This is a genomic window from Marinitenerispora sediminis (genome assembly GCF_003336425.1).
In the GTDB taxonomy this organism is placed as follows: domain Bacteria; phylum Actinomycetota; class Actinomycetes; order Streptosporangiales; family Streptosporangiaceae; genus Marinitenerispora; species Marinitenerispora sediminis.
This window is the reverse complement of the sequence record NZ_QEIO01000007.1, coordinates 41,429-63,740: the sequence shown is the minus strand read 5'-3', so window position 1 is coordinate 63,740 and position 22,312 is coordinate 41,429. Positions and strand designations below refer to the sequence as shown.

General features: G+C 74.2%; 18 protein-coding genes and 1 tRNA gene. 9 read left to right on the top strand and 10 right to left on the bottom strand.

Features of this window, described 5'->3' with window-relative positions:
* Positions 1 to 80: 80 nt before the first annotated feature.
* Positions 81 to 152 (bottom strand) — tRNA-Gln (locus tag DEF28_RS02420).
* A gap of 279 nt (positions 153 to 431) precedes the next feature.
* Here DEF28_RS02420 and DEF28_RS02415 point away from each other — a divergent pair.
* The 3 genes from DEF28_RS02415 to DEF28_RS02405 all read left to right on the top strand — a co-directional run bounded on the left by DEF28_RS02415 (position 432) and on the right by DEF28_RS02405 (position 2,628).
* Entirely contained in the window at positions 432 to 1,382 is a 951-nt protein-coding gene (locus DEF28_RS02415; RefSeq protein ID WP_114399878.1) for an acyl-CoA desaturase, read from the top strand.
* Positions 1,383 to 1,396: 14 nt separating this feature from the next.
* Complete coding sequence (locus DEF28_RS02410; protein ID WP_114399877.1) at positions 1,397 to 2,056, top strand: TetR/AcrR family transcriptional regulator; 660 nt, start codon at positions 1,397 to 1,399, stop codon at positions 2,054 to 2,056.
* Positions 2,057 to 2,118: 62 nt separating this feature from the next.
* A complete protein-coding gene (locus DEF28_RS02405; protein WP_114399876.1) occupies positions 2,119 to 2,628 on the top strand; it encodes a MarR family winged helix-turn-helix transcriptional regulator in 510 nt (169 codons plus the stop codon).
* Between the two features lie 120 nt (positions 2,629 to 2,748).
* Here the strand turns inward: DEF28_RS02405 and DEF28_RS02400 are convergent, their stop codons facing one another.
* The 3 genes from DEF28_RS02400 to DEF28_RS02390 form a co-directional block, all read right to left on the bottom strand.
* Positions 2,749 to 4,548, bottom strand: coding sequence for an ABC-F family ATP-binding cassette domain-containing protein (locus tag DEF28_RS02400; protein ID WP_114399880.1), 1,800 nt, complete (start codon positions 4,546 to 4,548; stop codon positions 2,749 to 2,751).
* 64 nt (positions 4,549 to 4,612) lie between these two features.
* Entirely contained in the window at positions 4,613 to 5,518 is a 906-nt protein-coding gene (locus DEF28_RS02395) for a transketolase family protein (protein ID WP_114399879.1), read from the bottom strand.
* Positions 5,519 to 5,571: 53 nt separating this feature from the next.
* The gene (locus tag DEF28_RS02390; RefSeq protein WP_114399875.1) at positions 5,572 to 6,348 is read right to left on the bottom strand and encodes a thiamine pyrophosphate-dependent enzyme; all 777 of its coding nucleotides are present in this window, start codon (positions 6,346 to 6,348) and stop codon (positions 5,572 to 5,574) included.
* Positions 6,349 to 6,417: 69 nt separating this feature from the next.
* Between DEF28_RS02390 and soxR the strand changes: the two genes are divergently transcribed.
* On the top strand, positions 6,418 to 6,879 hold the full coding sequence (gene soxR / locus DEF28_RS02385; RefSeq protein WP_114399874.1) for a redox-sensitive transcriptional activator SoxR: 462 nt from the start codon (positions 6,418 to 6,420) through the stop codon (positions 6,877 to 6,879).
* Positions 6,880 to 6,903: 24 nt separating this feature from the next.
* Here the strand turns inward: soxR and DEF28_RS02380 are convergent, their stop codons facing one another.
* A complete protein-coding gene (locus DEF28_RS02380; protein ID WP_181874406.1) occupies positions 6,904 to 7,824 on the bottom strand; it encodes a 4-(cytidine 5'-diphospho)-2-C-methyl-D-erythritol kinase in 921 nt (306 codons plus the stop codon).
* Positions 7,825 to 8,076: 252 nt separating this feature from the next.
* Here DEF28_RS02380 and DEF28_RS02375 point away from each other — a divergent pair, with 252 nt between their 5' ends.
* Positions 8,077 to 9,969 carry a protein kinase domain-containing protein gene (locus DEF28_RS02375; protein ID WP_114399872.1) on the top strand — a complete coding sequence of 631 codons (1,893 nt, stop codon included), beginning with the start codon at positions 8,077 to 8,079 and terminating at the stop codon, positions 9,967 to 9,969.
* 325 nt (positions 9,970 to 10,294) lie between these two features.
* Here DEF28_RS02375 and rsmA read toward each other — a convergent pair whose 3' ends face one another.
* Positions 10,295 to 11,170 (bottom strand): 16S rRNA (adenine(1518)-N(6)/adenine(1519)-N(6))-dimethyltransferase RsmA, encoded by an 876-nt coding sequence (gene rsmA, locus DEF28_RS02370; RefSeq protein ID WP_114399871.1) that lies wholly within the window; start codon positions 11,168 to 11,170, stop codon positions 10,295 to 10,297.
* Between the two features lie 115 nt (positions 11,171 to 11,285).
* On the opposite strand from rsmA, the gene DEF28_RS02365 reads away from it, so the two are divergent.
* Positions 11,286 to 12,146 carry a class I SAM-dependent methyltransferase gene (locus DEF28_RS02365; RefSeq protein WP_114399870.1) on the top strand — a complete coding sequence of 287 codons (861 nt, stop codon included), beginning with the start codon at positions 11,286 to 11,288 and terminating at the stop codon, positions 12,144 to 12,146.
* 779 nt (positions 12,147 to 12,925) lie between these two features.
* Here the strand turns inward: DEF28_RS02365 and DEF28_RS02355 are convergent.
* Both DEF28_RS02355 and DEF28_RS02350 read right to left on the bottom strand, forming a co-directional pair.
* Positions 12,926 to 13,240 (bottom strand): helix-turn-helix domain-containing protein, encoded by a 315-nt coding sequence (locus DEF28_RS02355; RefSeq protein WP_114400048.1) that lies wholly within the window; start codon positions 13,238 to 13,240, stop codon positions 12,926 to 12,928.
* 259 nt (positions 13,241 to 13,499) lie between these two features.
* Positions 13,500 to 14,699 carry a ubiquitin-like domain-containing protein gene (locus tag DEF28_RS02350; RefSeq protein WP_309485846.1) on the bottom strand — a complete coding sequence of 400 codons (1,200 nt, stop codon included), beginning with the start codon at positions 14,697 to 14,699 and terminating at the stop codon, positions 13,500 to 13,502.
* Positions 14,700 to 15,077: 378 nt separating this feature from the next.
* Here DEF28_RS02350 and DEF28_RS02345 point away from each other — a divergent pair, with 378 nt between their 5' ends.
* Positions 15,078 to 16,193, top strand: coding sequence for a CaiB/BaiF CoA transferase family protein (locus DEF28_RS02345; RefSeq protein WP_114400049.1), 1,116 nt, complete (start codon positions 15,078 to 15,080; stop codon positions 16,191 to 16,193).
* Between the two features lie 12 nt (positions 16,194 to 16,205).
* On the opposite strand, the gene DEF28_RS02340 is transcribed toward DEF28_RS02345, so the two are convergent.
* Both DEF28_RS02340 and DEF28_RS02335 read right to left on the bottom strand, forming a co-directional pair.
* The gene (locus tag DEF28_RS02340) at positions 16,206 to 17,126 is read right to left on the bottom strand and encodes a TatD family hydrolase (protein ID WP_114400050.1); all 921 of its coding nucleotides are present in this window, start codon (positions 17,124 to 17,126) and stop codon (positions 16,206 to 16,208) included.
* 141 nt (positions 17,127 to 17,267) lie between these two features.
* On the bottom strand, positions 17,268 to 18,785 hold the full coding sequence (locus tag DEF28_RS02335; RefSeq protein ID WP_114400051.1) for a methionine--tRNA ligase: 1,518 nt from the start codon (positions 18,783 to 18,785) through the stop codon (positions 17,268 to 17,270).
* A gap of 364 nt (positions 18,786 to 19,149) precedes the next feature.
* Between DEF28_RS02335 and DEF28_RS02330 the strand changes: the two genes are divergently transcribed.
* Positions 19,150 to 19,542, top strand: coding sequence for a hypothetical protein (locus tag DEF28_RS02330; protein WP_147280230.1), 393 nt, complete (start codon positions 19,150 to 19,152; stop codon positions 19,540 to 19,542).
* 90 nt (positions 19,543 to 19,632) lie between these two features.
* Positions 19,633 to 22,278 carry a protein translocase subunit SecD gene (secD, locus tag DEF28_RS02325; RefSeq protein WP_114400053.1) on the top strand — a complete coding sequence of 882 codons (2,646 nt, stop codon included), beginning with the start codon at positions 19,633 to 19,635 and terminating at the stop codon, positions 22,276 to 22,278.
* The last annotated feature ends 34 nt before the right edge of the window (positions 22,279 to 22,312 follow it).

Below are 22,312 nucleotides of genomic sequence, written 5' to 3'. Positions count from 1 at the left end.
CCCGGGGCGCTGGGGAACGGGGCCGCGGCGGACCGGCGCGGCCGGTTCGGGGGCCGGCGTCCGGGCTGGTGGGCCAGGCGCTCCCGGGCCAGGACTCGAACCTGGACGGTCGGAACCAAAATCCGAAATGCTGCCGATTACATCACCCGGGAATGAGACGGACACGCCGCCTGTCGCGGTGAGCGGACGCGAGGCCCGCCGCCGTATCCAGAGACACGATAACGCCTGGCACGTCCCGGGGCATCTCCAATACGACCCGCCGGCTTTGCGAGAAGTTCGGGCCCGCCGTCTTGCCAAACCTACGTCGCCGTAGGTTACGGTTACGTAGGTATAGGTTTTCAGCACGATCGCCGAGCGGTCGGGAGACAGGGCGCCGGCCCCGGCGCCAACGGTCCGCCCGGCGGCGCGGCCGTCAGGGACAGGTGGACCAGATGACCGCAGAGTTGACGCTCAACTCCACGAAACCCGCTCCGGAGCCGGAGCTCGACCCCCAGGGACGGGGGAAGGCCGAACGCGTCACGGTCTTCTTCTTCGTCCTCGTGCCGCTCCTGGCGCTGCTCGCGGCGGTCCCGTTCGCGTGGGGCTGGGGCCTGACCTGGACGGACATCGCCATCGGCGCCGTCTTCTACGTCATCGGCGGACTGGGCATCACGGTCGGCTTCCACCGGCACTTCACCCACGGCTCCTTCAAGGCCAACCGGCCGCTGCGCATCGCGCTCGCGCTCGCGGGCAGCCTCGCCATCGAGGGCGGCGTCATCAAGTGGGTGGCCGACCACCGGAGGCACCACAAGTACTCCGACCACGAGGGCGACCCGCACTCGCCCTGGCGGTTCGGCGACGACTGGCGCTCGGTGGCCAAGGGCCTCTTCTACGCCCACATGGCGTGGATGTTCCTCAGCGACGAGAAGACCTCTCCCAAGCGGTTCGCGCCCGACCTGCTCCGGGACCGCGACATCGTCCGCATCGACCGGTGGTTCGGCGCGATCGTGGTCTTCTCGCTGCTCGCCCCCGCGGTCATCGGCGGCCTGGTCACCATGTCGTGGTGGGGCGCGTTCACCGCGTTCTTCTGGGGCGGCCTGGTCCGCGTGGCCCTGCTGCACCACGTGACCTGGTCGGTCAACTCCATCTGCCACACCATCGGGGAGGAGAACTTCGAGGTGCGGGACCGGTCCCGTAACGTGTGGTGGCTGGCGATCCCGTCGTTCGGGGAGTCCTGGCACAACCTGCACCACGCTGACCCCACGTGCGCCCGCCACGGCGTGCTCAAGGGCCAGATCGACATCTCCGCCCGGGCCATCTGGGTCTTCGAGAAGCTCGGGTGGGCCTCGAAGGTCCGCTGGCCCAACGCCGAACGCCTCGCGGCCAAGCGGGTCACCGGCTAGATTGGTTGGCCATCATGGAAGCCGTGAGCGAGCAGAAACCCCGGTCGCGCCGCAAGCGCATGACCGGTAAGGAGCGCAGGGAACAGCTTCTGGACATCGGCCGGCAGCTGTTCGCCGAACGCGGCTTCGACGGCACCTCGATCGAGGAGATCGCGGCGCGCGCCGGGGTCTCCAAGCCCGTGGTCTACGAGCACTTCGGCGGCAAGGAGGGCATCTACGCGGTCGTGGTCGACCGCGAGATGCAGCAGCTGCTGGGCATGGTCAGCGAGGCGCTGATCGGTGAGCACGCCCGCGCCAAGCTGGAGAACGCGGCGCTGGCGCTGCTGCGCTACGTCGAGGAGAGCAGCCAGGGCTTCCGCATCCTCGCCCGCGACTCGCACGCGGCCTCCGGAACGGGCAGCTTCGCGAGCCTCATCAGCGACATCGCCACCCAGGTGGAGCACCTCCTCGCCGACGAGTTCCGCTCCCGCGGCTACGACCCGAAGCTGGCCCCCATGTACGCCCAGTCCCTGGTGGGCATGGTCGCCCTGACCGGCCAGTGGTGGCTGGAGGTCCGCAAGCCCAAGCGCGAGGTGGTGGCCGCCCACCTGGTGAACCTCGCCTGGAACGGGCTCTCCAGCCTGGACCCCAAGCCGCGGCTGGAGACGCTGCAGCGCAGACGCCGCACCGACTGACCGCCGAGCCCGTGCCGCCCGGAACGGCACGGGTATCTTGACATCAAGATAAACTGTCCGGCATGCGCGATGAGGTTGACGGGCTGGTCGAGGCGTGGCGGACGGAGCGTCCGGACCTCGACGTCGAGCCGCTCCAGGTCCTCAGCCGGGTCTCCCGGCTGGCCCGCCACCTGGACCGCGCCCGGCGCACGGTGTTCACCCGGCACGGCCTGGAGCCGTGGGAGTTCGACGTGCTCGCCGAGCTCCGGCGGTCCGGCTCCCCCTACGAGCTGAGCCCGGGCCGGCTGCTGCGGGCCACCCTCGTGACGTCCGGCACCATGACCAACCGGATCGACCGCCTCGCCGCCGCCGGGCTGGTGCGGCGCTTCCCCGACCCCGCCGACAAGCGCGGGGTCCTGGTGCGGCTCACCGGCGAGGGACGCGAGCGGGTGGACGCCGCTCTGGCCGACCTGCTCGTCTACGAGCGGTCCATCCTCGGCACGATGCCCCGACGCGACCGGGACCGCCTCGCGGCCCTGCTGCGCGGCCTCCTCGCCCCCCTGGACGAACCGCCCGGCGCGTCCCGCGGCTAGCTGGCCGCATGCGGCCAGCGACCGCCTGACCGCGGTCGCCGGACGCGGCCCGCCCCACCACGGGCGCCGCCCCCGGCCGGCGGCCGCGGTGGCCGACCGGGGCACCGGCGCGCGCCCCGGCTACTCGCCGAGCCGCTCCGCCTCGGCCAGCCAGAGCTCCTCCAGCTCCTCCTTCTCCGCGACGAGGGCCTTCAGCTCGGAGTCGAGGTCGGCGAGCCGCGCGTAGTCGTCAGCCGCCGCGGCCATCGCCGTGTGCAGCTCGCCCTCGCGGACGCCGATCCGGTCGATGCGGCGCTCGATGCGCTGCATCTCCTTCTGCGCCGCCCGGCGCTCCGCCGGTGACAGGCCGGCCCCGGACGGCGCCTCCTTCGCGCCCGCGGCGGCCGCGTCCGGCTCCGCCGGCGCGGTCCGCACCCCGGGCGTCCGGCCGCCCTCGCCCGCGGCGGCGCGGCGCTCCAGGTACTCGTCCACCCCGCCGGGCAGGAACGCCAGCCGGCCGTCGCCGAGGAGCGCGAGCACCCGGTCGCAGACGCGTTCGAGGAAGTACCGGTCGTGGCTGACCAGCACCAGCGACCCCGGCCAGCCGTCGAGCAGGTCCTCCAGCTCGGTCAGGGTCTCGATGTCGAGGTCGTTGGTCGGCTCGTCCAGCAGCAGCACGTTCGGCTCGTCCATGAGCAGCCGGAGCAGCTGCAGCCGGCGCCGCTCGCCGCCGGAGAGGTCGCCGATGGGCGTCCACTGCCGCTCGCCGCGGAAGCCGAACCGCTCCAGCATCTGGCTGGCGCTCTGCTCCTTGCGGCCGATGGTGATGGCCGTGCGGATCTCCTCGACCGCCTCCAGGGGGCGGCGGTCGGGGCGCAGCTCGGTCAGGTTCTGCGACAGGTGGGCGAGCCGGACGGTCCGGCCGCGCCGCACGGCTCCGGCGTCAGGAGTCCGCTCACCCGCGAGCAGCCGCAGCAGGGAGGTCTTGCCGGATCCGTTCACCCCGACCAGGCCGACCCGGTCGCCCGGGCCGAGCTGCCAGGTGAGCCGGTCCAGCAGCGTGCGATCGCCGGCGCGTACGGTGACGTCCTCGGCGTCCAGGACGGTCTTGCCGAGCCGGGCACTGGCGAACCGCACCAGCTCCACGGTGTCGCGGACCGGCGGTTCGTCGGCGATGAGGGCGTTGGCGGCGTCGATCCGGAACTTGGGCTTGGAGGTGCGGGCGGGCGGGCCGCGGCGCAGCCAGGCCAGCTCCTTGCGCATGAGGTTCTGCCGGCGCTCCTCGGCGGCCGCGGCCAGCCGGTGGCGCTCGGCCTTGGCCAGCACGTAGGCGGCGTAGCCGCCCTCGTAGCGCTCGACCCGGCCGTCCACGACCTCCCACGTGCGGGTGGTGACGGCGTCCAGGAACCACCGGTCGTGGGTGACCACCACCAGCGCCTCGCGGCGGTTGCGGACGTGCTCGGCGAGCCAGGCGATGCCCTCGATGTCGAGGTGGTTCGTCGGCTCGTCCAGGATGATCAGGTCGTGCGTCTCCACGAGCAGCCGGGCCAGCGCGGCGCGGCGGCGCTCGCCGCCGGACAGGTTCGCCATGGCGGCGCCGAGGTCCCACCCGCCGAGCAGCCCGCGCAGCACGTCGCGGACCCGGGCGTCGCCGGCCCACTCGTGCTCCGCGCGTTCGCCGAGCACGAAGCGGCCCACCGTCTCGTCGGGGAAGGCGTCGCGCTGGTGCAGGAAGCCCACGCGCAGCCCGCGGGCGTGCACGACCCGCCCGGAGTCGGGTTCGGTCCGCGCGGCGATGACGGACACCAGCGTCGACTTGCCGCCGCCGTTGCGGCCGACGACGCCGATGCGCTCGTTCTCCTCGACGCCGAGGGAGACGCCGTCGAGCAGTACCAGCGGGCCGTAGGCCAGGGATACGTCCTGAAGGTTGACGAGATTCATCGTGTATCCCATTGTGCGGGCTCCGGCGCCGTGCGCCGACCACCGGACGGTGCCCCCGTGCGGTTCAGTCCAGGAAGAAGTCACGGGCCGCGGCCGCGATACCGGCGGTGTCGAGCCCGTGCACCCGGTCGTGCTCCTCCGCGGTCCCGTAGCCGCGCACCTCGGTGGCCCTGCCGACCCCGAGCCCCCGCTGCCGGTGCCGGCGGTCGGCGAGCGCCGCGGCGACCTCGTGGGCGGAGGTGCCGGCCAGGTAGGGCTCCACCAGCAGCACGTCCGGGCGGCCGGCGGCGGCGACGGCGGCGTGCAGTCCGGCGCGGTCGAAGGGGCGGACCGTCGCCAGGTAGCAGACGGTCACGTCGAGGCCGGCGGTCGCGGCGAGCGCCCGGTCCAGCATCGGTCCGACAGCGACCACGACGCCGCGGGAGCGCGCGGAGCCGGCGCGGACGACGACGAGCCCCTGGCCGACCGGCCGCGCGGCCGTGTTGCCGCGGGCGGACAGCCGGAGGTACACCCGGTCGCCGCGGTCCGGACCGAGCGCCGGGCCGAGCAGCCGCGGCACCTCCGCGGCGTGGCCGGGGACGTGCACCGTCCAGCCGGGGAGGGTGTCGAAGAGGGCGACGTCGCCGGGCGCCATGTGGGTGCGGCCCATGCCCGGCGATTCGTAGGAGCCTCCGACGCCGACCAGGACGGCGCCGACGTCCTGGTGCGCGAGGTCGAGCTTGATCTGCTCGAACGCCCGCTCGACGAGGAACGGCGCGTAGGTGTGCACGACCGGGCGCATCCCGGTGAGGGCGAGGCCGCCGGCCACGCCGATCATCAGCTGCTCGCGGATGCCGACGTTGAGCACCCGGTCGGGATGGCGGGCCGCGGCTGCGGTGAAGCGGTCGGCGGAGATGTCGGCCAGCACGAGGGCGGTCCGCGGGTCGGTGTCCAGGGCGGCGGTGACCGTCGCGGCGAACGCCTCCCGCATGTCCTGCGGGACCACGGTCGGCGGGGCCGGCGGGGTACTGACGGCGGTGGTGCTCACTGTGCGGCTCCTCCGTGTTCGGCGCTCCGGTCGCCGGAGCCGGCCGGCGACCGCTGGTCCCGGGGCCGGGGGTCGGCGGCGGGGTACTTGGCGGGCACGCGGGCCACCACGGCCAGCGGGCGGTCCGGGTGCGCGGCGGTCAACGCGCGGTCCAGGGCCGCGTGGTCGCGCCCGTCGGCGGTCCGGGCGGCCCAGCCCTCGCGGGCGAACCGCTCGGCGATGCCGCCCGGCCAGCCGAGCGACGCCGACTGGTTGTCCACGACGACGGCGGTGAGGCGGTCCAGCCCGAGGCGGGCGGCGACGGCGATGGCCTCGTGGTTGCTGCCCTCGTCGAGTTCGGCGTCGCCGAGCAGCACGACCACGCGCGGACGGGTGCGCCCCTGGGCCCGCAGGCCCAGCGCGGTGCCGACCGCGAGGCCGAGGCCGTGGCCGAGCGAGCCGCTGCCGATCTCCACGCCGGGGATCAGGGTGCGGTCGGGATGGTGGCCGAGCGGGGAGTCGAACTCGCCCCACCTGCGCAGCGGGGGGACCTCGATGAACCCCTTGGCGGCGAGTACGGCGTAGTAGGCGGCCGGCCCGTGCCCCTTGGAGAGCAGGAAGCGGTCGCGGTCGGGGTCGTCGACGCGGTCGGGGGTGATGTCGAGCACCCGGTCGTAGAGCACCCACAGCACGTCGAGGGTGGACACGGCGGCGGCCTGGTGCTTCTCGTCACCGGTCATGAGTCCGATGAGCGCTGGCAGGTCGGCGTACCTCGTGAAGGATTTCGTGGGCATGCGACCAGTCTCGGACTTCGAGTTAACTAGAGGTCAACACGAAGGAGCACCGACCGAGTGGGAAGTGACATGGGACACCTTCCGGTACGGCTCACCATCGGCCAGTTGGCCGAGCGCAGCGGTGTGCCGCACACCACCCTGCGGTTCTACGAGGAACGGGGCCTCATCCACGCCGAGCGGACCGCCGGCAACCAGCGCCGGTACCACCGGGCCACGCTGCGCCGGCTGGCGTTCATCGCCGCCGCGCAGCGGGTGGGCCTGACGCTGACCCAGGTCCGCGACGTGCTGGCCACGCTGCCGGACGGCCGCACGCCGACGGTCGAGGACTGGGCGCGGCTGTCCGAGCAGTGGCGCGCGGAGCTGGACACCCGCATCGACGCGCTGCACCGGCTGCGGGACCGCCTCACCTCGTGCATCGGCTGCGGCTGCCTGTCGCTGCGCTCCTGCCAGCTGCACAACAGCGACGACGCGCTGGCGGCGCTCGGCCCCGGCGCACCGCTGCTCAAACCGGCACGCGAGGGCGGCATCTGACCCTCGCGGGCGGCGGCGCGGGCGTCAGCCGGCCGACGGGGGCAGCACCGTCGCCCCCGGCACGTCGCCGTACGCCTGCACGGTGCGGGCGCAGTGCCCCGACTCCGCCAGGGCGGCGGCGATCTCACCGGCCGCGGCGCCGTCGGCGGCCAGGAAGGCGCAGGTGGGCCCGGAGCCGGACACGATCGCGCCGAGCGCGCCGGCCGCGCGGCCGGCGTCCAGGGTGCGGCGCAGTTCCGGGCGCAGCGAGAGGGCGGCCCGCTGCAGGTCGTTGGAGAGCGCCGCACCGAGCGCGGGCGCGTCCCCCGCCGCCAGCGCCGCGGCGAGCGAGGGGTCGGGCTCGGGACGCGGCGCGTCCGGGCGCAGCCGGTCGTACTCGCCGAACACCGCGGCCGTGGACAGCCCGCCCTCGGCGAGGGCGAACACCCAGGTGAACCGGCCGCCGCACGGCATGGGGGTGAGGTGTTCGCCGCGCCCGGTGCCGACCGCGCTGCCGCCGAGGAGCGGGAAGGGGACGTCGCTGCCCAGCCGGGCGGCGAGTGCGTGCAGGTCGGCGTCCGAGAGCCCCGCCCGCCACAGTGTGTTGCACGCCACAAGGGTCGCCGCCGCGTCGGCGCTGCCGCCGGCCATGCCCCCGGCGACCGGGATCGCCTTGGCCAGGTGGATGCTGACCGCGGCCTCGACCCCCGCCTCACGTGCGAGGAGTTCGGCGGCGCGGGCGGCCAGGTTCGTGCCGTCGAGCGGCACGCGCGCCGTGTGGGAGTCCAGTCCACCGGCCACGCTCAGCCGCGAAGGCCCCGGTTCCGCGCGCGTGACGGTAACCTCGTCGAACAGCGAGACAGCGTGAAAGACGTTCACCAGATCGTGGTAGCCGTCTTCACGCGCTGGCCCCACCGCCAACTGGAGGTTCACCTTCGCGGGGACCCGGACGGTCACGGCGGTCATAGCGGTCACGAGTCCTAGATCGTAAAGGAAACCCCACCTGCGTGAACCATGTCCCCGTACGGGTCACTTGTGCGGTTCGCGCGTCACACCCAGGATGGTGGGGCGTCCCGGTAGCGAGCCCTCCCCTCGCGGTGTCGCGGCGAACCCCGCTCACCGGGGCTCCGTGGCCTGCGCGGGTGGGTATCAGGACAGGATCCCCGCTACCTTTGGGGCCAGACGGAGTCAGATACCGTCACCGTCGGGGAGGGTCGCTTGCCGTCGGATGGGCTCCCGAAGAACCTGGAACCGTTGGCAGCCGGGGATCCGGCCACCATCGGTCCTTACGTGCTGGCCGGGCGACTGGGCAGCGGAGGAATGGGGACGGTCTACCTCGGCCGCTCCCCTGAGAAGGGTGCCCATGTCGCGATCAAGGTGATCCGCCCCGAGCTCGCCTTCGACGAGGCGACGCGGGCGCGGTTCCGCGACGAGATGGAGAACGCCCGGCGGGTCGCCTCCTTCTGCACGGCCAAGATCCTGGACCACGGCTCGTTCGAGAACCGGCCGTACATGGTGACCGAGTACATCGCGGGCACCGCGCTGGCCGAGCACATCGCCAACCACGGCCCGCTGGACTCCGGCACGCTGCACGGCTTCGCCCTGGGCGTCGCCGCGGCGCTGGCGGCCATCCACGGCGCCGGCCTGGTGCACCGCGACCTCAAACCGGCCAACGTGCTGCTCTCCCTGTCCGGGCCGCGCGTGATCGACTTCGGCATCGCGCGGGCGCTCAACACGGCGACCAACCACACCCAGACGGGCATCGTCATGGGCAGCCCGGGCTGGATGGCGCCGGAGCAGCTGCTGGAGGAGAAGGTCACCACCGCGGCCGACATCTTCGCGTGGGGGTGCCTGGTGGCGTTCGCCGGCACGGGAACCCACCCGTTCGGCAACGGCGACGCCATGACGCTGGGCAAGCGGGTGCTGTTCGCCGAGCCCCGGATCACCGGCCTGGACAGCCCGCTGGACCGACTGGTGGCCAAGGCGCTCGCCAAGGAGCCGGAGCGCCGCCCCAAGGCCCAGGACCTGCTCCTGGAGCTCGCCGGTGGCGGCGGCGACTCCTCCGGCGCCCACGACCCCAACGACATGGTGAGCCACGCGCTGCACCAGTCGTGGCGGCCGAACCACCTGCCCCCGATGCCGCCCATGCCCCCGCAGGGGCCGCCGCACGGGGCGCACCAGACGCTCACCGGGATGCGGCACGCGCCCGGTCCCGCCGGCCCGCCGCAGTCGTACCCGCCGCAGGGCGGCCAGCCGGCCGGCATGCCGCACCCGCCGACCGGCATGCCGGCGCAGCAGGCGCGGCAGCCGCACGGGCAGCCGCCCCCGCGGCCGACCGCCCCTCCGGCCGGGCAGCACCCGGGGCACCACACCGGCCAGTTCCCCACGGTCTCGCCGCAGCACACCGGGCCCATCCCCCCGGCCAGCGGGCAGCAGGGGCCACCGAACCACCAGCAGGCCCCGTCGCGGCCGCAGGCGCAGCCCTACGTCCCGCCGGTGCCGCCGCCCCCGCACACGCCGCTGCAGCCGGCGCGGCGCAACCGCTGGCTCGTGATCGCGGGGGTCGTCGCCGTCGTGCTGCTGATCATCCTGTTCAGCACGCTCACCGCGCTGGGCGCCAACGGGTTCAGCCTCCCGTGGAAGGACACGACGAGCCAGCAGGACGATTCAGACCAGTCGGACTCCGCCGACGCGCCGGACACCCCCGGAGGCGGCGCCGAGGAGGGCGACGCGCGGACCGACGGGGCCGTGCGGTTCCAGCTCGCCGACTACACCTGCACCACCCAGTTCGGGGACCGCTCCCGGCTGAGCAACGGCCAGTACTGCGTCTTCACCGTGGCGGCGCGCAACACCTCGGGCGACCCGGTCCGGCTGCGGCCCGAGTGGCAGCTGCTCAGCGGGACGGGCGGCCAGCTGGTCCCCGCCGAGGAGCCGTTCAGCGAGGAGGCGGCCGCGACCCTGTGGGGCACCATCGAGCCCGACGCCCGGGTCGAGGGCGAGATCGTCTTCGTGGTGAACCAGGGCGTCGAGCCGCTGCAGCTCGTCCTGCGCAGCCGCGAGAACGTGGAGGGCGCCCGTATCGACCTCACCGGCGCCACCGAACCCGCCTGACGGGCCGCCCGGCGGCGGGCACCGCCCGGTCGGCGGCCGGACCGCGCCGGGGGGCGGGACCGCCCCGACCGCCGGTTCCGCGGCGAACCGGCGGATCACCGGCCGGCAGGCGTGGCGCGGCCGCATGCGGTCGGGACGTCGCAAGCGCTGGTGCCGCTCGCGGCAGGCCTGCCAGGGACCGCGGCGTCCGGAGACGCCGACCACACCCCGGCCGCGGCCGTCGCCGCGCCGGCCGGCGGCCCGGATCCGGCCAGCTCGCCGCACCCACCGCGGCGGTTGCCCCACCGGCCGCCGGACACTCCGGCAGCGCCTTGCCCGACGCGCCCTACCCCGGCACCCGCAGGTGCTCGGCGATACGGGCGAACTCGGTGACGCCCAGCGCCTCCCCCCGGATGGAGGGGGCGACGCCGGCCGCGCGCAGGGCCGCCTCGGCGGCGGGGGCGGAGCCCGCCAGCGTCGCGAGCGCCGCACGCAGGGTCTTGCGGCGCTGCGCGAACGCGGCGTCGATCACAGCGAACACCTCGGCGCGGGAGGCCGTCGTCGCCGGCTCCGGGCGGCGGCGGAGTTCGACCAGACCGGAGTCGACGTTGGGCGCCGGCCAGAACACGTTGCGCCCGATCGCTCCGGCGCGGCGGACGTCGGCGTACCAGGCGGCCTTGACCGAGGGGGCGCCGTAGGTGCGGCTGCCGGGGCCGGCGGCCAGCCGGTCGGCGACCTCGGCCTGCACCATCACCAGGCCGCGGCGCAGCGACGGCAGCAGCTCCAGCAGGTGCAGCACCACCGGCACGGCGACGTTGTAGGGAAGGTTGGCGACCAGCGCGGTGGGCTCCGGGCCGGGGATCCCGGTGACCCGCATGGCGTCGGCGGTGACCACCTCCAGGCGGTCGGCGAGGTCGGGGGCGTGCTCGCGGACCGTGTCGGGCAGCGCGGCGGCGAGCGTCCGGTCGATCTCGACGGCGGTCACCCGGCGGACGTGCGGAAGCAGCGCCAGGGTGAGCGAGCCGAGGCCCGGCCCGACCTCGACCACCACGTCGTCGGCCGCCACGCCCGAGGCGCGGACGATGCGCCGCACCGTGCCCGCGTCGATGACGAAGTTCTGGCCGAGGGTCTTCGTCGGCCGCACGCCCAGGCGGTCCGCCAGCCGCCGGATGTCGGCCGGGGTGAGCAGCCGGGCGGAGCCGGCGGTGTCGGAGTGGGTCACCCCGCCATTTTCGCAGCCCCGCGGCGGCACCCGCGCGCGACCGCCCGCGGCATGGCGGCTCCCAGGCGGGAAAACCTGCTGCGGAAACCGCCGCGGCGGGTTAGCGTCGGCGGATATGGAGCCCTTTGAGCCCACCGAGCCCCGCGAGTCCGGCGCGTCCGCGGCCCGCGGCGACGACCTGCGGACCGTGCGCGACTACTACGCCGGCGGCGATGAGCACGACCGGCTGCGCACCGGGGCCGGGCGCCTGGAGCTGCTCCGCACCCAGGACGTCCTGCGCCGGCTGCTGCCCTCCTCACCGGTCTCGATCCTCGACGTCGGCGGCGGGACCGGCGCGCACGCGCGCTGGCTGGCCGGGGACGGCCACCGGGTGCGGGTCGTCGACCCGGTGCCGCGGCACGTCGAGCTCGCCCGGCGGCTGCCGGGGGTGGAGGCCGCGGCCGGTGACGCCCGCGCGCTGGACGCCGACGAGGGGTCCTGGGACGTGGTCCTGCTCCTCGGGCCGCTCTACCACCTCACCGACGCGGCCGACCGGGCCCGCGCGTGGCGGGAGGCGGTCCGCGTGGTGCGGCCGGGCGGACTGGTGGTGGCGGCCACCATCAGCCGATTCGCCTCGCTGCACGACGGCCTCCGCACCAGCCTGCTCGACGACGACGCGTTCCGCGGCATGGTGGCGCGCGACCTCGCCGAGGGCCGGCACCAGCCGCCGCCCGGCAGCCCGTGGTGGTGGTTCACCGATGTGTACCTGCACCACCCGGACGAGCCGCTGGAGGAGGCCCGCGCGGCCGGGCTGCCCGCGCCGGAGCGCTTCGCGGTGGAGGGCTCGGCCGGCCTGCTGCCGGAGGCGGAGATCGACGCCCGGCTGGACGACCCGGAGCGCCGCCGGCGCCTGCTGTGGGCGCTGCGCGAGGTGGAGCGCGAGCCGTCCCTGGCCGGCGTCTCCAACCACCTGCTGACGGTGGCCCGCCGCCCCTGACGGACCGCGGCCCGTCGGCCGCCGGGCAGACGTGGCCGCGCACCAAGAACGGGGCGGGAAGGGCTCCGCGCCGCCGCGCCCGGCCGAGGGCGGCGGCCGCCCCCCCCGTGAGCGGGTGGCGCCCCGGCCCGGGTCCACGGGCCCCGGCAACCGCCGGTGCGCCCCGCCGCCGCGCGGAGGAGCCGGTTCTCCGCGCTCAGCGGCCCCTCCCCCGTCATCTCGGCGAGGTACACCGCCCGCTCCGGTTCGGCGCCCAGAGCGCGGCCCGGTGGTGCTCGCCGCCGGCCTGGTTCGCCCCTCCGCCGCCCCTGACGGCTCGGCGGTGTCGCTCCCGGACGCCCTCACGGCGCTGGCCGGTCCGATCCGCCGCGCGGCCGTGCGCGTACGGCCGACGGCCGCGGGCACCTGGCCGGCGGCCTCGACCTCGGTGCCGCGCGGTCGGGCGCTGAACCACCACGTGGAGGAGCTCCGGCAGGGCGGCAGCTCCCTCGGCCGGCCGGAGGGGACCCGCCGCCGGGTCGCGCCGCGCCCCGCCGTTGTCGAGCGTTTCCCCGGCCCGCGCGGAGTGTGCTCCGTCCCGGCACGGACGGCGAGGGCGCGCACCTCCGCCGATGCCGCCCCGGGCCGCGACGACGGAAGGGGCCCGCCCAGCGTGGATCCGGGCCTGGTGGAAGAAGAACATCGGCCGGGGCAGACCGGCGGCCTTCAGCAGCACCTCCAGGCGGTGTTCGGCCTTGAGAGCGATCAGAGCGCGGACCTTCACTCTGGTCGGTGTTCCCTCAAGGCCCGCACTTTTCCCAGGTGGGCGTTCTGGGCGCGCAGGAACTCGTTCTCGCGGCGCGGCCGCTCCAGCTCGGACTCCTCAAGCGCAGGCGCGGTCGTGGGCGGGTGCCCCGCGGCTTGGGGCGCAGCCCGTTCTCGCCCTCGTTGCGATAGGTGCGCGCCCACACCTCCAGCAGCTTGGGCGAGGACAGCCCGAGTTCTCTGGCCAGGTCGGCCTTGGGCTCGCCGGCCAGGGCGCGGCGCACCGCCTCGACCTTGAACTCGAAGGGGTAGGACTTCTTCGTCCATTTGGCCACCAGCACTCCGGCCATGGATCCGCCACCGTCGGTACAGGTGCCTGATGGGCCACCGCTGCACCCCCAACGAGGTCGCCACCGCGTGATCGGCCAGGCCCTGCTCGAACCACGCTATCGCCGTCTCACGCTGGGCCGAAGTGAGCGAGCTATCCGCTCTCATACGACTGCTCCCTGGTAGATGGAACTGGATTCGCCAGTCCAACTTCCAGGGAGCAGTTCAGATCGGGCGGGCCCCTTCCGCGTCAGAGGCCGGCAGGGAGCGTGCGGACGCCGCTCAGTCGAAGAGGTGCACGCCGCACTCGGGCCACTGGCCCTGCCAGTTGCCGTTCACCATGTTGTACAGCGTCTTGGCCCGCATGGTCTGCTCGTTGGCGCTGGCCTCGCTGGGCAGGCCGCTGCCGCCCGCCGACTGCCAGGTGGGCAGGGAGAACTGGTAGAGGCCGTAGTAGCCGGCCGGGTTGACCGCCGTCGGGTCGCCGCCCGACTCGCACTGGGCCAGCGCGGACCAGTTCAGGCTGTCGGCGTCGCCGCCCACGTTGGGGCTGACGTCCTCCTTGGTGCCGATCTCGACGATGCCGTTGACCGGCTCCTCGATCACTTCCTCCTCGATGACGTACTCGGTCTCCTGACCGTCGCGCATGATCATCGCGGAGGTGACCTCCTTGATGCCGTCCTTCGGCTCTTGGACGACGTTCTCCTCGCCCTTCTCCAGGTCGGGGTTCTCCCGCTCCTCGATCTCGGCCTCGATGGGGACCTCTTCGGTCTTGGGCTCGGTGAGCAGCTGCACGACCTTGACGACCATGCCGTCGACCGGCTCCTCGTCGACGGCCGGGCTGACCTTGTCGTGCTCCCCGAGCTCGATGCCGTTCTCCGCCAGCAGCTCCTCGACCGTGCCGGCGGTGGTGTCGACCTCGGTGCGGACCCGGTCCCGGAGGATGACGACGTGCCGTCCCCGGCTCGCCTCGACCTCCAGTCCGGAGACCGGTACCTCGGCGGAGCGGTCCACCGAGAGCTCCAGCGCCTCGCCGCCCATCCCGATCTGGTCGAGCGCCTCGCCGACGGTCAGCGCGGTCACCCAGTGGGTCTGCTCCTCGCCGTCCACGTCGAGGGTGAGTTCGCGGCCGCTGCGCACCAGGACATGCGCCCCCTGGCCGAGCTCGGTGTCGAGCGCCGGCGCGACGGCGTCGTGCTCGCCGAGCTCCACGCCGGCGGAGTCCAGGACCTCCTGGACCGACGCGCCGAAGGTGTGCACGGTCTGGCTCTCGCCGTCCACGACGAGGTTGACGCGCTTGTCCATGGCGAACGCGGTGCCGCCGCCCGCGGCGATCAGCACCGCCGCGACCGCGGCGCCGATCACCACCGGGCGGGACCGGCGGGACAGCGGCGGCAGCGACGGGAGCTTCAGCTTCGGACGCGCCGCGCCCTTCGCGCCCTTCTTCGCTTGCGTCGCCGACGGCTGCCCGGTCCTCGGCAACCCGTTCGGGTCCGGCGGGGAGTTACGCGGCGCCCGGCGGGAGCCGCGGGAACGTGACGACCCAGTACGCACGATTTCAGACCTTCGCGATCACGGGGAGCAGGGGGCCGGGAGCGGATTCCCGGGTGACTACCGTGGCGGCCTTCGGTGCCCTCGCCCGGCCGGCACGCCGGATGCGCGGCTCGCTCGCCTGCCACACGGTGATACAGAGATATCGGGAAGTTACCACAGGGGCGGTGGCCCCGCTTTGGGTATGGCCGAATCCACCGGAATCCGCATCCGGCCGCGCGCCGGCCCCCTGGCCACCCCGCGTCGGGGTCCAGCCGGCGGGTCAGCACAATGGAGGTCCCCGTCCCCAGGCACGAAAGGTCCGCACACATGGGTCCACTGCACGGGATCCGGGTCGTGGAGTTCGCCGGTATCGGCCCCGGCCCGATGGCCGCGATGCTGCTCGCCGACCTCGGCGCGAGCGTCGTCCGGGTGGACCGGCCGGAGGCCGCGGCGGCCACCGGCCCGGCCCGGCCGCACATGAGCGCCGGCCGGCCGGTGGCCGGACTCGACCTGAAGTCCGCGGCGGGGCTGCGCGGCGCCCGCACGCTCGTGGCGGCGGCCGACGTGGCCCTGGAGGGGTTCCGGCCCGGGGTCATGGAACGGCTGGGGCTCGGCCCCCAGGAGTGCCTGGCGGCGAACCCCCGGCTCGTCTACGCGCGGATGACCGGCTGGGGGCAGGACGGACCGCTCGCCGAGCGCGCCGGACACGACATGAACTACATATCGCTGAACGGGTCGCTGCACAGCTTCGGCCGGGCGGGCGGCCCTCCGGTTCCGCCGGCCAACCTGGTGGGCGACTTCGGCGGCGGCGCGCTCTTCGTCGTCACCGGCATCCTCGCCGCACTGGTGGAGCGCGGGCGCTCCGGGCGCGGGCAGGTGGTGGACTCCGCCATGGTGGACGGCAGCGCGTTCCTGATGTCGATGATCCTCGACGACCGCGCCCGGGGCGCGTGGCGCGACGAGCGCGGCACCAACTACCTGGACACCGGGGCGCCCTGGTACGACGTGTACGAGTGCGCCGACGGCCGGCACGTGTCGGTCGGCTGCATCGAGCCGCGGTTCTACGCGGCCTTCCTCGACGGCCTGGGGCTCTCCGGCGCCGACCTGCCGGACCGGATGGACCCGGCGAACTGGCCGCCGCTGCGGGAGCGCTTCGCGGCGGTCCTGCGCACACGGACCCGCGACGAGTGGGCCGAGGTCTTCGCGGGCACCGACGCCTGCGTCCAGCCGGTGCTCTCGCTCGCCGAGGCGCCCGACCACCCGCACATCCGCGCGCGCGGCACGCTGCGCCGCGACGGCGAACGGGTCTACGCCGGCCCGGCCCCGCGGTTCGGCCGCACCCCCGGGGCGGTCACCCGCGCCCCGGACTTCCCGGAACCGCGGCTCTCCGACGTGCTGGCGGAGTGGGGCGTCCCCGGCGACCTCGGCCGCGACGGCGGCTAGGGCGCCGGCGGCCTACAGCCCGAACGCGCGGGCCGCGTTGGCCGCGACCGCCGCGGCCAGCTCGTCCTCGGCCATCCCCTTGGTCGCGGCGAGGGCGCGCAGGGTGTGGGGGATGAGGTACGGCGCGTTCGGCCGCCCCCGGTAGGGCTTGGGGGTGAGGAAGGGGGCGTCGGTCTCGACCAGGACCAGCTCCGCCGGCGCCACCGCGGCGGCGTCCCGCAGCGGCTGGGCGCTGGCGAACGTCACGTTGCCCGCGAAGCTCATGTAGTAGCCGCGCTCGGCGCACACCTTCGCCATGTCGGCGTCGCCGGAGAAGCAGTGGAACACGACGGTCTCGGGAGCGCCCTCCTCGGCGAGGACCGCCAGGACGTCGTCATGGGCGTCGCGGTCGTGGATCATCAGCGCCCGGCCGTGCCGCTTGGCGATGTCGATGTGGCGCCGGAACGACTCCTGCTGCGCGGCCACTCCCTCGGGCCCGGTGCGGAAGTAGTCCAGGCCGGTCTCACCGACCGCGCGCACCTGCGGCAGCGCCGCCAGGCGGTCGATCTCGGCGAGCGCGGCGTCCAGCGCCTCCGGGCCGCCGGGCGGGCGGCGGCCGCCCGTCCAGTCGGTGTCGGCGGCCTCGACCCCGGCCGCCCCGTCACCGTGGACGAGGCGCGGCGCCTCGTTGGGGTGCAGCGCGACCGCCGCCCACACGGTCGGGTGCTCGGCGGCGGTCTCCGCGGCCCAGCGGGAGGAGGGCAGGTCGCACCCGACCTGGATGAGCGGGGTCACGCCGACGGCCGCCGCGGCCGCGATGATCTCGGGCACGGCGGGGCTCTGCATGTCCATGTGGGTGTGGCAGTCCGGAACCGCCACCCGCAGCGGCTCGGGTGCGGGCGGCGGGGTCTGGGCGTTGCGGTTGCGGACGGCCTCGCCGCTGCGCTTGCTCATCTGCGTCCTCTCAGTCCTGTCCTGGGGGCGGGCGCACGTCCGGGGCGCGGCTCCGCCCGCACGCGCTCCGCGCGCCCGCCACCGGCGGACGCGCCCGTTCTGCGGCCGGCCGCACGGTGGTGCGGCCGGCGCGGGCGCGCCTCACTCCTCGGCGGCCAGCTCCAGGCGCCGGAAGATCGGCGACGGTGCGGTGACCCGGTCGCCGCCCTCGCCGGTCTGCGCGAGGATCTCGGCCGCGGAGGCGGGCAGGAACGGGGTGAGCAGCTCCCCGAGCAGGCGGCAGGTGTGCACGAGCTCGGCCAGGACGGCGTCCAGCGCGTCGGGCGCGGCGTCCTCCTTGCGCTCGGCCTTGGCCAGCGTCCACGGCGCGGCGGCCTCGACGTAGCGGTTGCCGGCGTCGCCGAGGTCGGTGACGACCTCGGCCGCCCGCCGGAAGTCGAACGCCGCCATGGCCTCGTCGATCCGGGCAGCGGCGCCGGCGCGCGCCGCGCGCAGGTCCGCGGCGGCGTCGTTGTGCTCCGGCAGCGGCGGGACCGCGCCGCCGCGGTACTTGTTCACCATGGAGACGGTGCGGTTGACCAGGTTGCCGATGTTGTTGGCGAGGTCCTCGTTGTTGCGGGTGACGAGCCGCTGGTCGGTGTAGTCGGTGTCGCCGGCCCGCGCGACGTCGCGCAGCATCCACCAGCGCAGCGCGTCGGTGCCGAACCGCTCGGCGATCTCGGCGGGGTCCTTGGCGTTGCCCGCCGACTTGCTGATCTTCTGGCCGTCGGCGGTGAGGTACTCGTGCACGAAGATGGTGCTCGGCAGCGTGAGGCCCGCGGAGAGCAGCATGGCCGGCCAGTACACCGCGTGGAACCGGATGATGCCCTTGCCGATGACGTGCACCCGCTCGCCGCCCTCGGTCCACCAGTGCGCGAAGCCGGCGTCGTCGCTGCCGTAGCCGGGCGCGGTGATGTAGTTGGCGAGGGCGTCGTACCAGACGTAGATGACCTGCTCGGGGTCACCGGGGACCGGGATGCCCCAGCCCCGCGCCCGCTTCATGCTGCGGGAGACGCTGAAGTCCTCCAGCCCGGACTCGATGAAGGACAGCACCTCGCGCTTGCGCGAGGCCGGTTCGATCCGCAGCCGGTCGGAGGAGATCAGGTCGATGAGCGGCTGCTGGTACCTGCTCAGCCGGAAGAACCAGTTGTTCTCCTCGACGACGTCCGGCCGGACCAGGTGCTCCGGGCACAGGCCGTCGACCAGCTCGTCCTCCGCGTAGAACTGCTCGCAGCCGTAGCAGTACAGGCCGGTGTAGCTCTTGCGGTAGAAGTCGTCGTTGGCGGCGCACGCGTTCCAGAGCTTCTCGACCCCGGGGCGGTGCCGCGGGTCGGAGCTGGTCCGGATGAAGTCGTCGAAGCGCAGGTCGAGCGGCCGCTGCAGCCCGAGGAACCGCTCGGCGACCCGCGCGACGTACTCGGTCGGGCTGACGCCCTCGGCCTCGGCGCTCTGCACGTTCTTCAGCGCGTTGTCGTCGGTGCCGGTCTGCGCGCGTACCTCGTCGCCGCGTTGCCGCCGATGCCGGGCGAGCACGTCGACCTGGAGGAGTTCGAGCGCGTGCCCGACGTGCGGCCTGCCGTTCACATAGGGAATGGCGGTCATGACGAAGTAACGACTCATCGGCAACCTTTCCGCCCCACCGACGCCCGATCCGCGGAGGCACCGGCCGGGCCTCCTTGAGCGGTGGGTTCAGGGCACGCGCGGGAGGCCGGAGACCATCATCATCCGGCTCGCCATCATGGCCATGCGTGCCCGCTGCATGCCTGTAATGCTACATCCGGCGGGAAGCGCTCCCCCGCGCCGCGGGAAACCGCCGGTCCCGCGGCCCGCGGCGGGACCCGGTGGCGCCCTCCCCCCGAGGTCAGCGCGCCGCCGCGTGTCGGCGCCGACACGGTTTCGGCCACTCGTGCGGATAAGGTATGGGGCCAGAGTCCGTCGTCGCCCTGTCATGCCCGGAAGAAGCCGGAGGAAGGTGCCCGCCACGGTGTTCCGTGCCCTGGCCACGCTGCTGACGGCCGTGCTGGTCACGGTGAGCGCGCCGGTGCTGCCGCTCGCCGCCGTCGCCCAGCTCGTCGCGCCCGCGGCGCCCACCGCCCCGTCCGAGCACCGGACGGCCATGGTGGGCTTCGGTCCGCACGCCGTGGTGGGGCCGGCGCAGGACTCCACGTCGGTCTCGCTCGCGCTGGCCAAGTGGGGCGGCGACCAGCGGCCGCTCGCCCGCGACCTTCCCGACGGCTACCTGCCCGGGCGCGCCGAGCTTCCCGGCCGGGGCCGGTGGGAGCACGTCCCGCCGGCGGGCGCGGTCGCCGGGCCGGAGACCGCCGGCGCCCGCACGCTGCCGCTCGGCCGCGCCCCGCCTCCCACGACGCGCACCTGAGCCACGCCCGGACGTGGACCGCCGTGCGCACCCGCCATCCCCCTCCGGCAGGCGCCGGACGTCCACATCCAGTCGTGAGAGGTTTACCAATTGTCCAGTTCTACGGGAGCAGGCGGCCGCTGGTTGCGCGGCGTCATCTCCCTCGTCATCGTGGTCGCCGCGTTCGGCGCCGCGTGGTTCGTACCGCCCAAGCTGGGGCTCGACCTCAGCGGGGGCACGCAGATCGTCCTGGAGACGCAGGACGGCGAGGACGGCACCGAGGCGAACGCCGACAACACCGACCAGGTCGTCGAGGTGCTGCGGCAGCGCGTCGACCGCCTCGGTGTCAGCGAGGCGACGATGTCGCGCTCCGGTGAGAACCGGATCATCGTCGAACTGCCCGGTGTGCAGGACCCGACCGAGGCCGCCGAGATCATCGGCCAGACCGCCCAGCTGACCTTCCACCCCGTCGTCGGGGTGGCACCGGCCGGCGGCACCGGGGTGCAGGCGCCCGCCGGCGGCGAGAGCGGGGACAACGCCAACGCGCCCGCCGACGAGGCCAACGCACCGTCGTCGCACGCGGCGGCGCCCGCGTCGTCCGCCGACGAGGAGGGCGGCGACGGCGGGACCGAGGGCGGCAGCTCGCTCTCGGAGGAGGAGCTGCAGCAGCTGCTCCAGGGCCAGAGCGGCGGCGGCGCCCCCGCCGCCCAGTCGGCCGATCCCGAGGACGTCGCGCTGACGCTGCCCGACGAACAGGGCCAGCAGCTCCAGCTCGGCCCGGCGGCGATCAAGGGTGACGAGGTCTCCAGCGCGGAGGCCGGCCTGGACCAGTACCAGACGAACTGGATGGTCAACGTCTCCTTCCAGGGCGAGGGCCGCGAGGCGTGGAAGGAGCTGACCGGCCAGGCCGCGTGCAACGAGTCGGGCAGCCCGCAGCGCCGCATCGCCATCGTGCTGGACAACCAGATCATCTCCTCGCCCGAGGTGCAGACCGACGTCGCCTGCGACGTCGGCATCACCGGCGGCACCACCTCCATCACCGGCAGCTTCGACCAGGAGAGCGCCCGCGACCTCGCCGTGCTGATCGAGGGCGGCTCGCTGCCGCTGCCGGTGCAGGAGATCCAGCGCCAGACGGTGGGCCCGACCCTGGGCGCCGAGGCCATCAAGGCCAGCTTCATCGCGGGCGGGGTCGGCCTGCTGCTGACCGCGCTCTACATCTGCGTCGCCTACCGGCTCGTCGGTTTCCTGGCGTCGGTGGCGCTCGCCTGCTACACCCTGATCGCCTACGCGGCGCTGGTCGCGCTGGGGGCGACGCTCACCCTGCCGGGCCTCGCCGGCTTCGTGCTCGCGATCGGCATGGCGATCGACGCCAACGTGCTGATCTTCGAGCGGGCGCGCGAGGAGCACCAGCGGCAGGAGCGGGTCTACGCGTCCAACAAGTCGGCCGGCATGGTGGACGCCACCGAGGCCGAGACCGCGCAGGCGGAGGCCGGCGTGCTGTCGCGCCGCCGCCGCCGGGCGATCCCGCCCAACCTGCACAAGGCGTTCGTCACGGGCACCGAGCGGGCGTGGAGCGCGGTGCTGGACACCAACGTCACCACGCTGATCGCCGCGGCGCTGCTGTTCTTCCTCGCGTCCGGCACGGTGCAGGGCTTCGGCGTGACGCTGGGCCTGGGCACCGCCGCGTCGATGATCTCGGCGCTGGTCATCGCGCGGGTGTTCGTGGAGTGGGCGGTGCGCCGCAAGGTGGTCCGCAAGCACCCCGCCATCAGTGGCATCTCGCGGATCAGCAAGGTGCGCGAGTGGCTCGTCCGGCGCAACCCGGACCTGATGAAGCGCAGCCGGCTCTGGCTGGGCATCAGCGGGCTGATCGTGGTGGTGGCCGTCGTGGGCGTCGTGGTGCGCCCGCCGAACTACGGCGTCGAGTTCACCGGCGGCCGGGTGATGGACTTCACCGTGAGCGAGTCCATCAGCGTCAACGAGGCCCGGGAGGTCGTCGCCGACGCCGGCTTCCCCGAGGCCGTGGTGCAGGAGTCCGGCGACGGCGACGTCGCGGTGCGCACCGGCCAGATCTCCGACGCGGAGGCGCAGCGGATCCAGGACGCCCTGGGCGAGCACGCCGGCGAGGTCGACCGGGTCAGCGACGAGCTGATCGGTCCGAGCATGGGCGACGAGCTGCGGAACAAGGCGCTGTTCGCGCTGGTGGCCGCGCTGGTGCTGCAGATGGCGTACCTGGCCTGGCGGTTCCGCTGGTCGTTCGGCGTGGCGACGATGGTGGCCCTCGCGTTCGACCTGGTACTCGTCATCGGCCTGTTCGCCTGGCTGGGCAAGCCCATCGACGGCGTGTTCCTGGCGGCCCTGCTGAGCGTCATCGGCTTCTCGGTGAACGACTCGGTGGTGGTCTTCGACCGGGTCCGCGACGAGTGGGCGCACGACCAGAAGTCGCCGTTCGGCAAGATCTGCAACAGCGCGATCCTGCACACGCTGCCGCGTACGGTGAACTCCGGTATCGGCGCCATCTTCATCCTCGCCACGCTCGCGATCTTCGGCGGCTCGTCGCTGACGGACTTCTCGATCGCGATGCTGGTGGGCCTCGTGTCCGGCATGTTCTCCACGATCTTCGTGGGAACGCCGCTGGCGATCTGGTTGCAGAAGTTCGACCGGACCCCGCCGCCGCACGTGGTGCGGGAGAAGAAGACCAAGCAGCGCAGGGAGCTGCGCACCGCCCGTGAGCAGAGCGACGGCGCGGTGGTCTAGCCGACCGCGAACCGCGGAGGGGACGGGCATACGC

Coding starts and splice junctions, on each gene's coding strand:
- DEF28_RS02415 (WP_114399878.1), top strand. CDS start 432: ATGACCGCAGAGTTGACGCTCAACTCCACGAAACCCGCTCCGGAGCCG.
- DEF28_RS02410 (WP_114399877.1), top strand. CDS start 1,397: ATGGAAGCCGTGAGCGAGCAGAAACCCCGGTCGCGCCGCAAGCGCATG.
- DEF28_RS02405 (WP_114399876.1), top strand. CDS start 2,119: ATGCGCGATGAGGTTGACGGGCTGGTCGAGGCGTGGCGGACGGAGCGT.
- DEF28_RS02400 (WP_114399880.1), bottom strand. CDS start 4,548: ATGAATCTCGTCAACCTTCAGGACGTATCCCTGGCCTACGGCCCGCTG.
- DEF28_RS02395 (WP_114399879.1), bottom strand. CDS start 5,518: ATGCGGGAGGCGTTCGCCGCGACGGTCACCGCCGCCCTGGACACCGAC.
- DEF28_RS02390 (WP_114399875.1), bottom strand. CDS start 6,348: ATGCCCACGAAATCCTTCACGAGGTACGCCGACCTGCCAGCGCTCATC.
- soxR (WP_114399874.1), top strand. CDS start 6,418: ATGGGACACCTTCCGGTACGGCTCACCATCGGCCAGTTGGCCGAGCGC.
- DEF28_RS02380 (WP_181874406.1), bottom strand. CDS start 7,824: ATGACCGCCGTGACCGTCCGGGTCCCCGCGAAGGTGAACCTCCAGTTG.
- DEF28_RS02365 (WP_114399870.1), top strand. CDS start 11,286: ATGGAGCCCTTTGAGCCCACCGAGCCCCGCGAGTCCGGCGCGTCCGCG.
- DEF28_RS02355 (WP_114400048.1), bottom strand. CDS start 13,240: ATGGCCGGAGTGCTGGTGGCCAAATGGACGAAGAAGTCCTACCCCTTC.
- DEF28_RS02345 (WP_114400049.1), top strand. CDS start 15,078: ATGGGTCCACTGCACGGGATCCGGGTCGTGGAGTTCGCCGGTATCGGC.
- DEF28_RS02340 (WP_114400050.1), bottom strand. CDS start 17,126: ATGAGCAAGCGCAGCGGCGAGGCCGTCCGCAACCGCAACGCCCAGACC.
- DEF28_RS02335 (WP_114400051.1), bottom strand. CDS start 18,785: ATGAGTCGTTACTTCGTCATGACCGCCATTCCCTATGTGAACGGCAGG.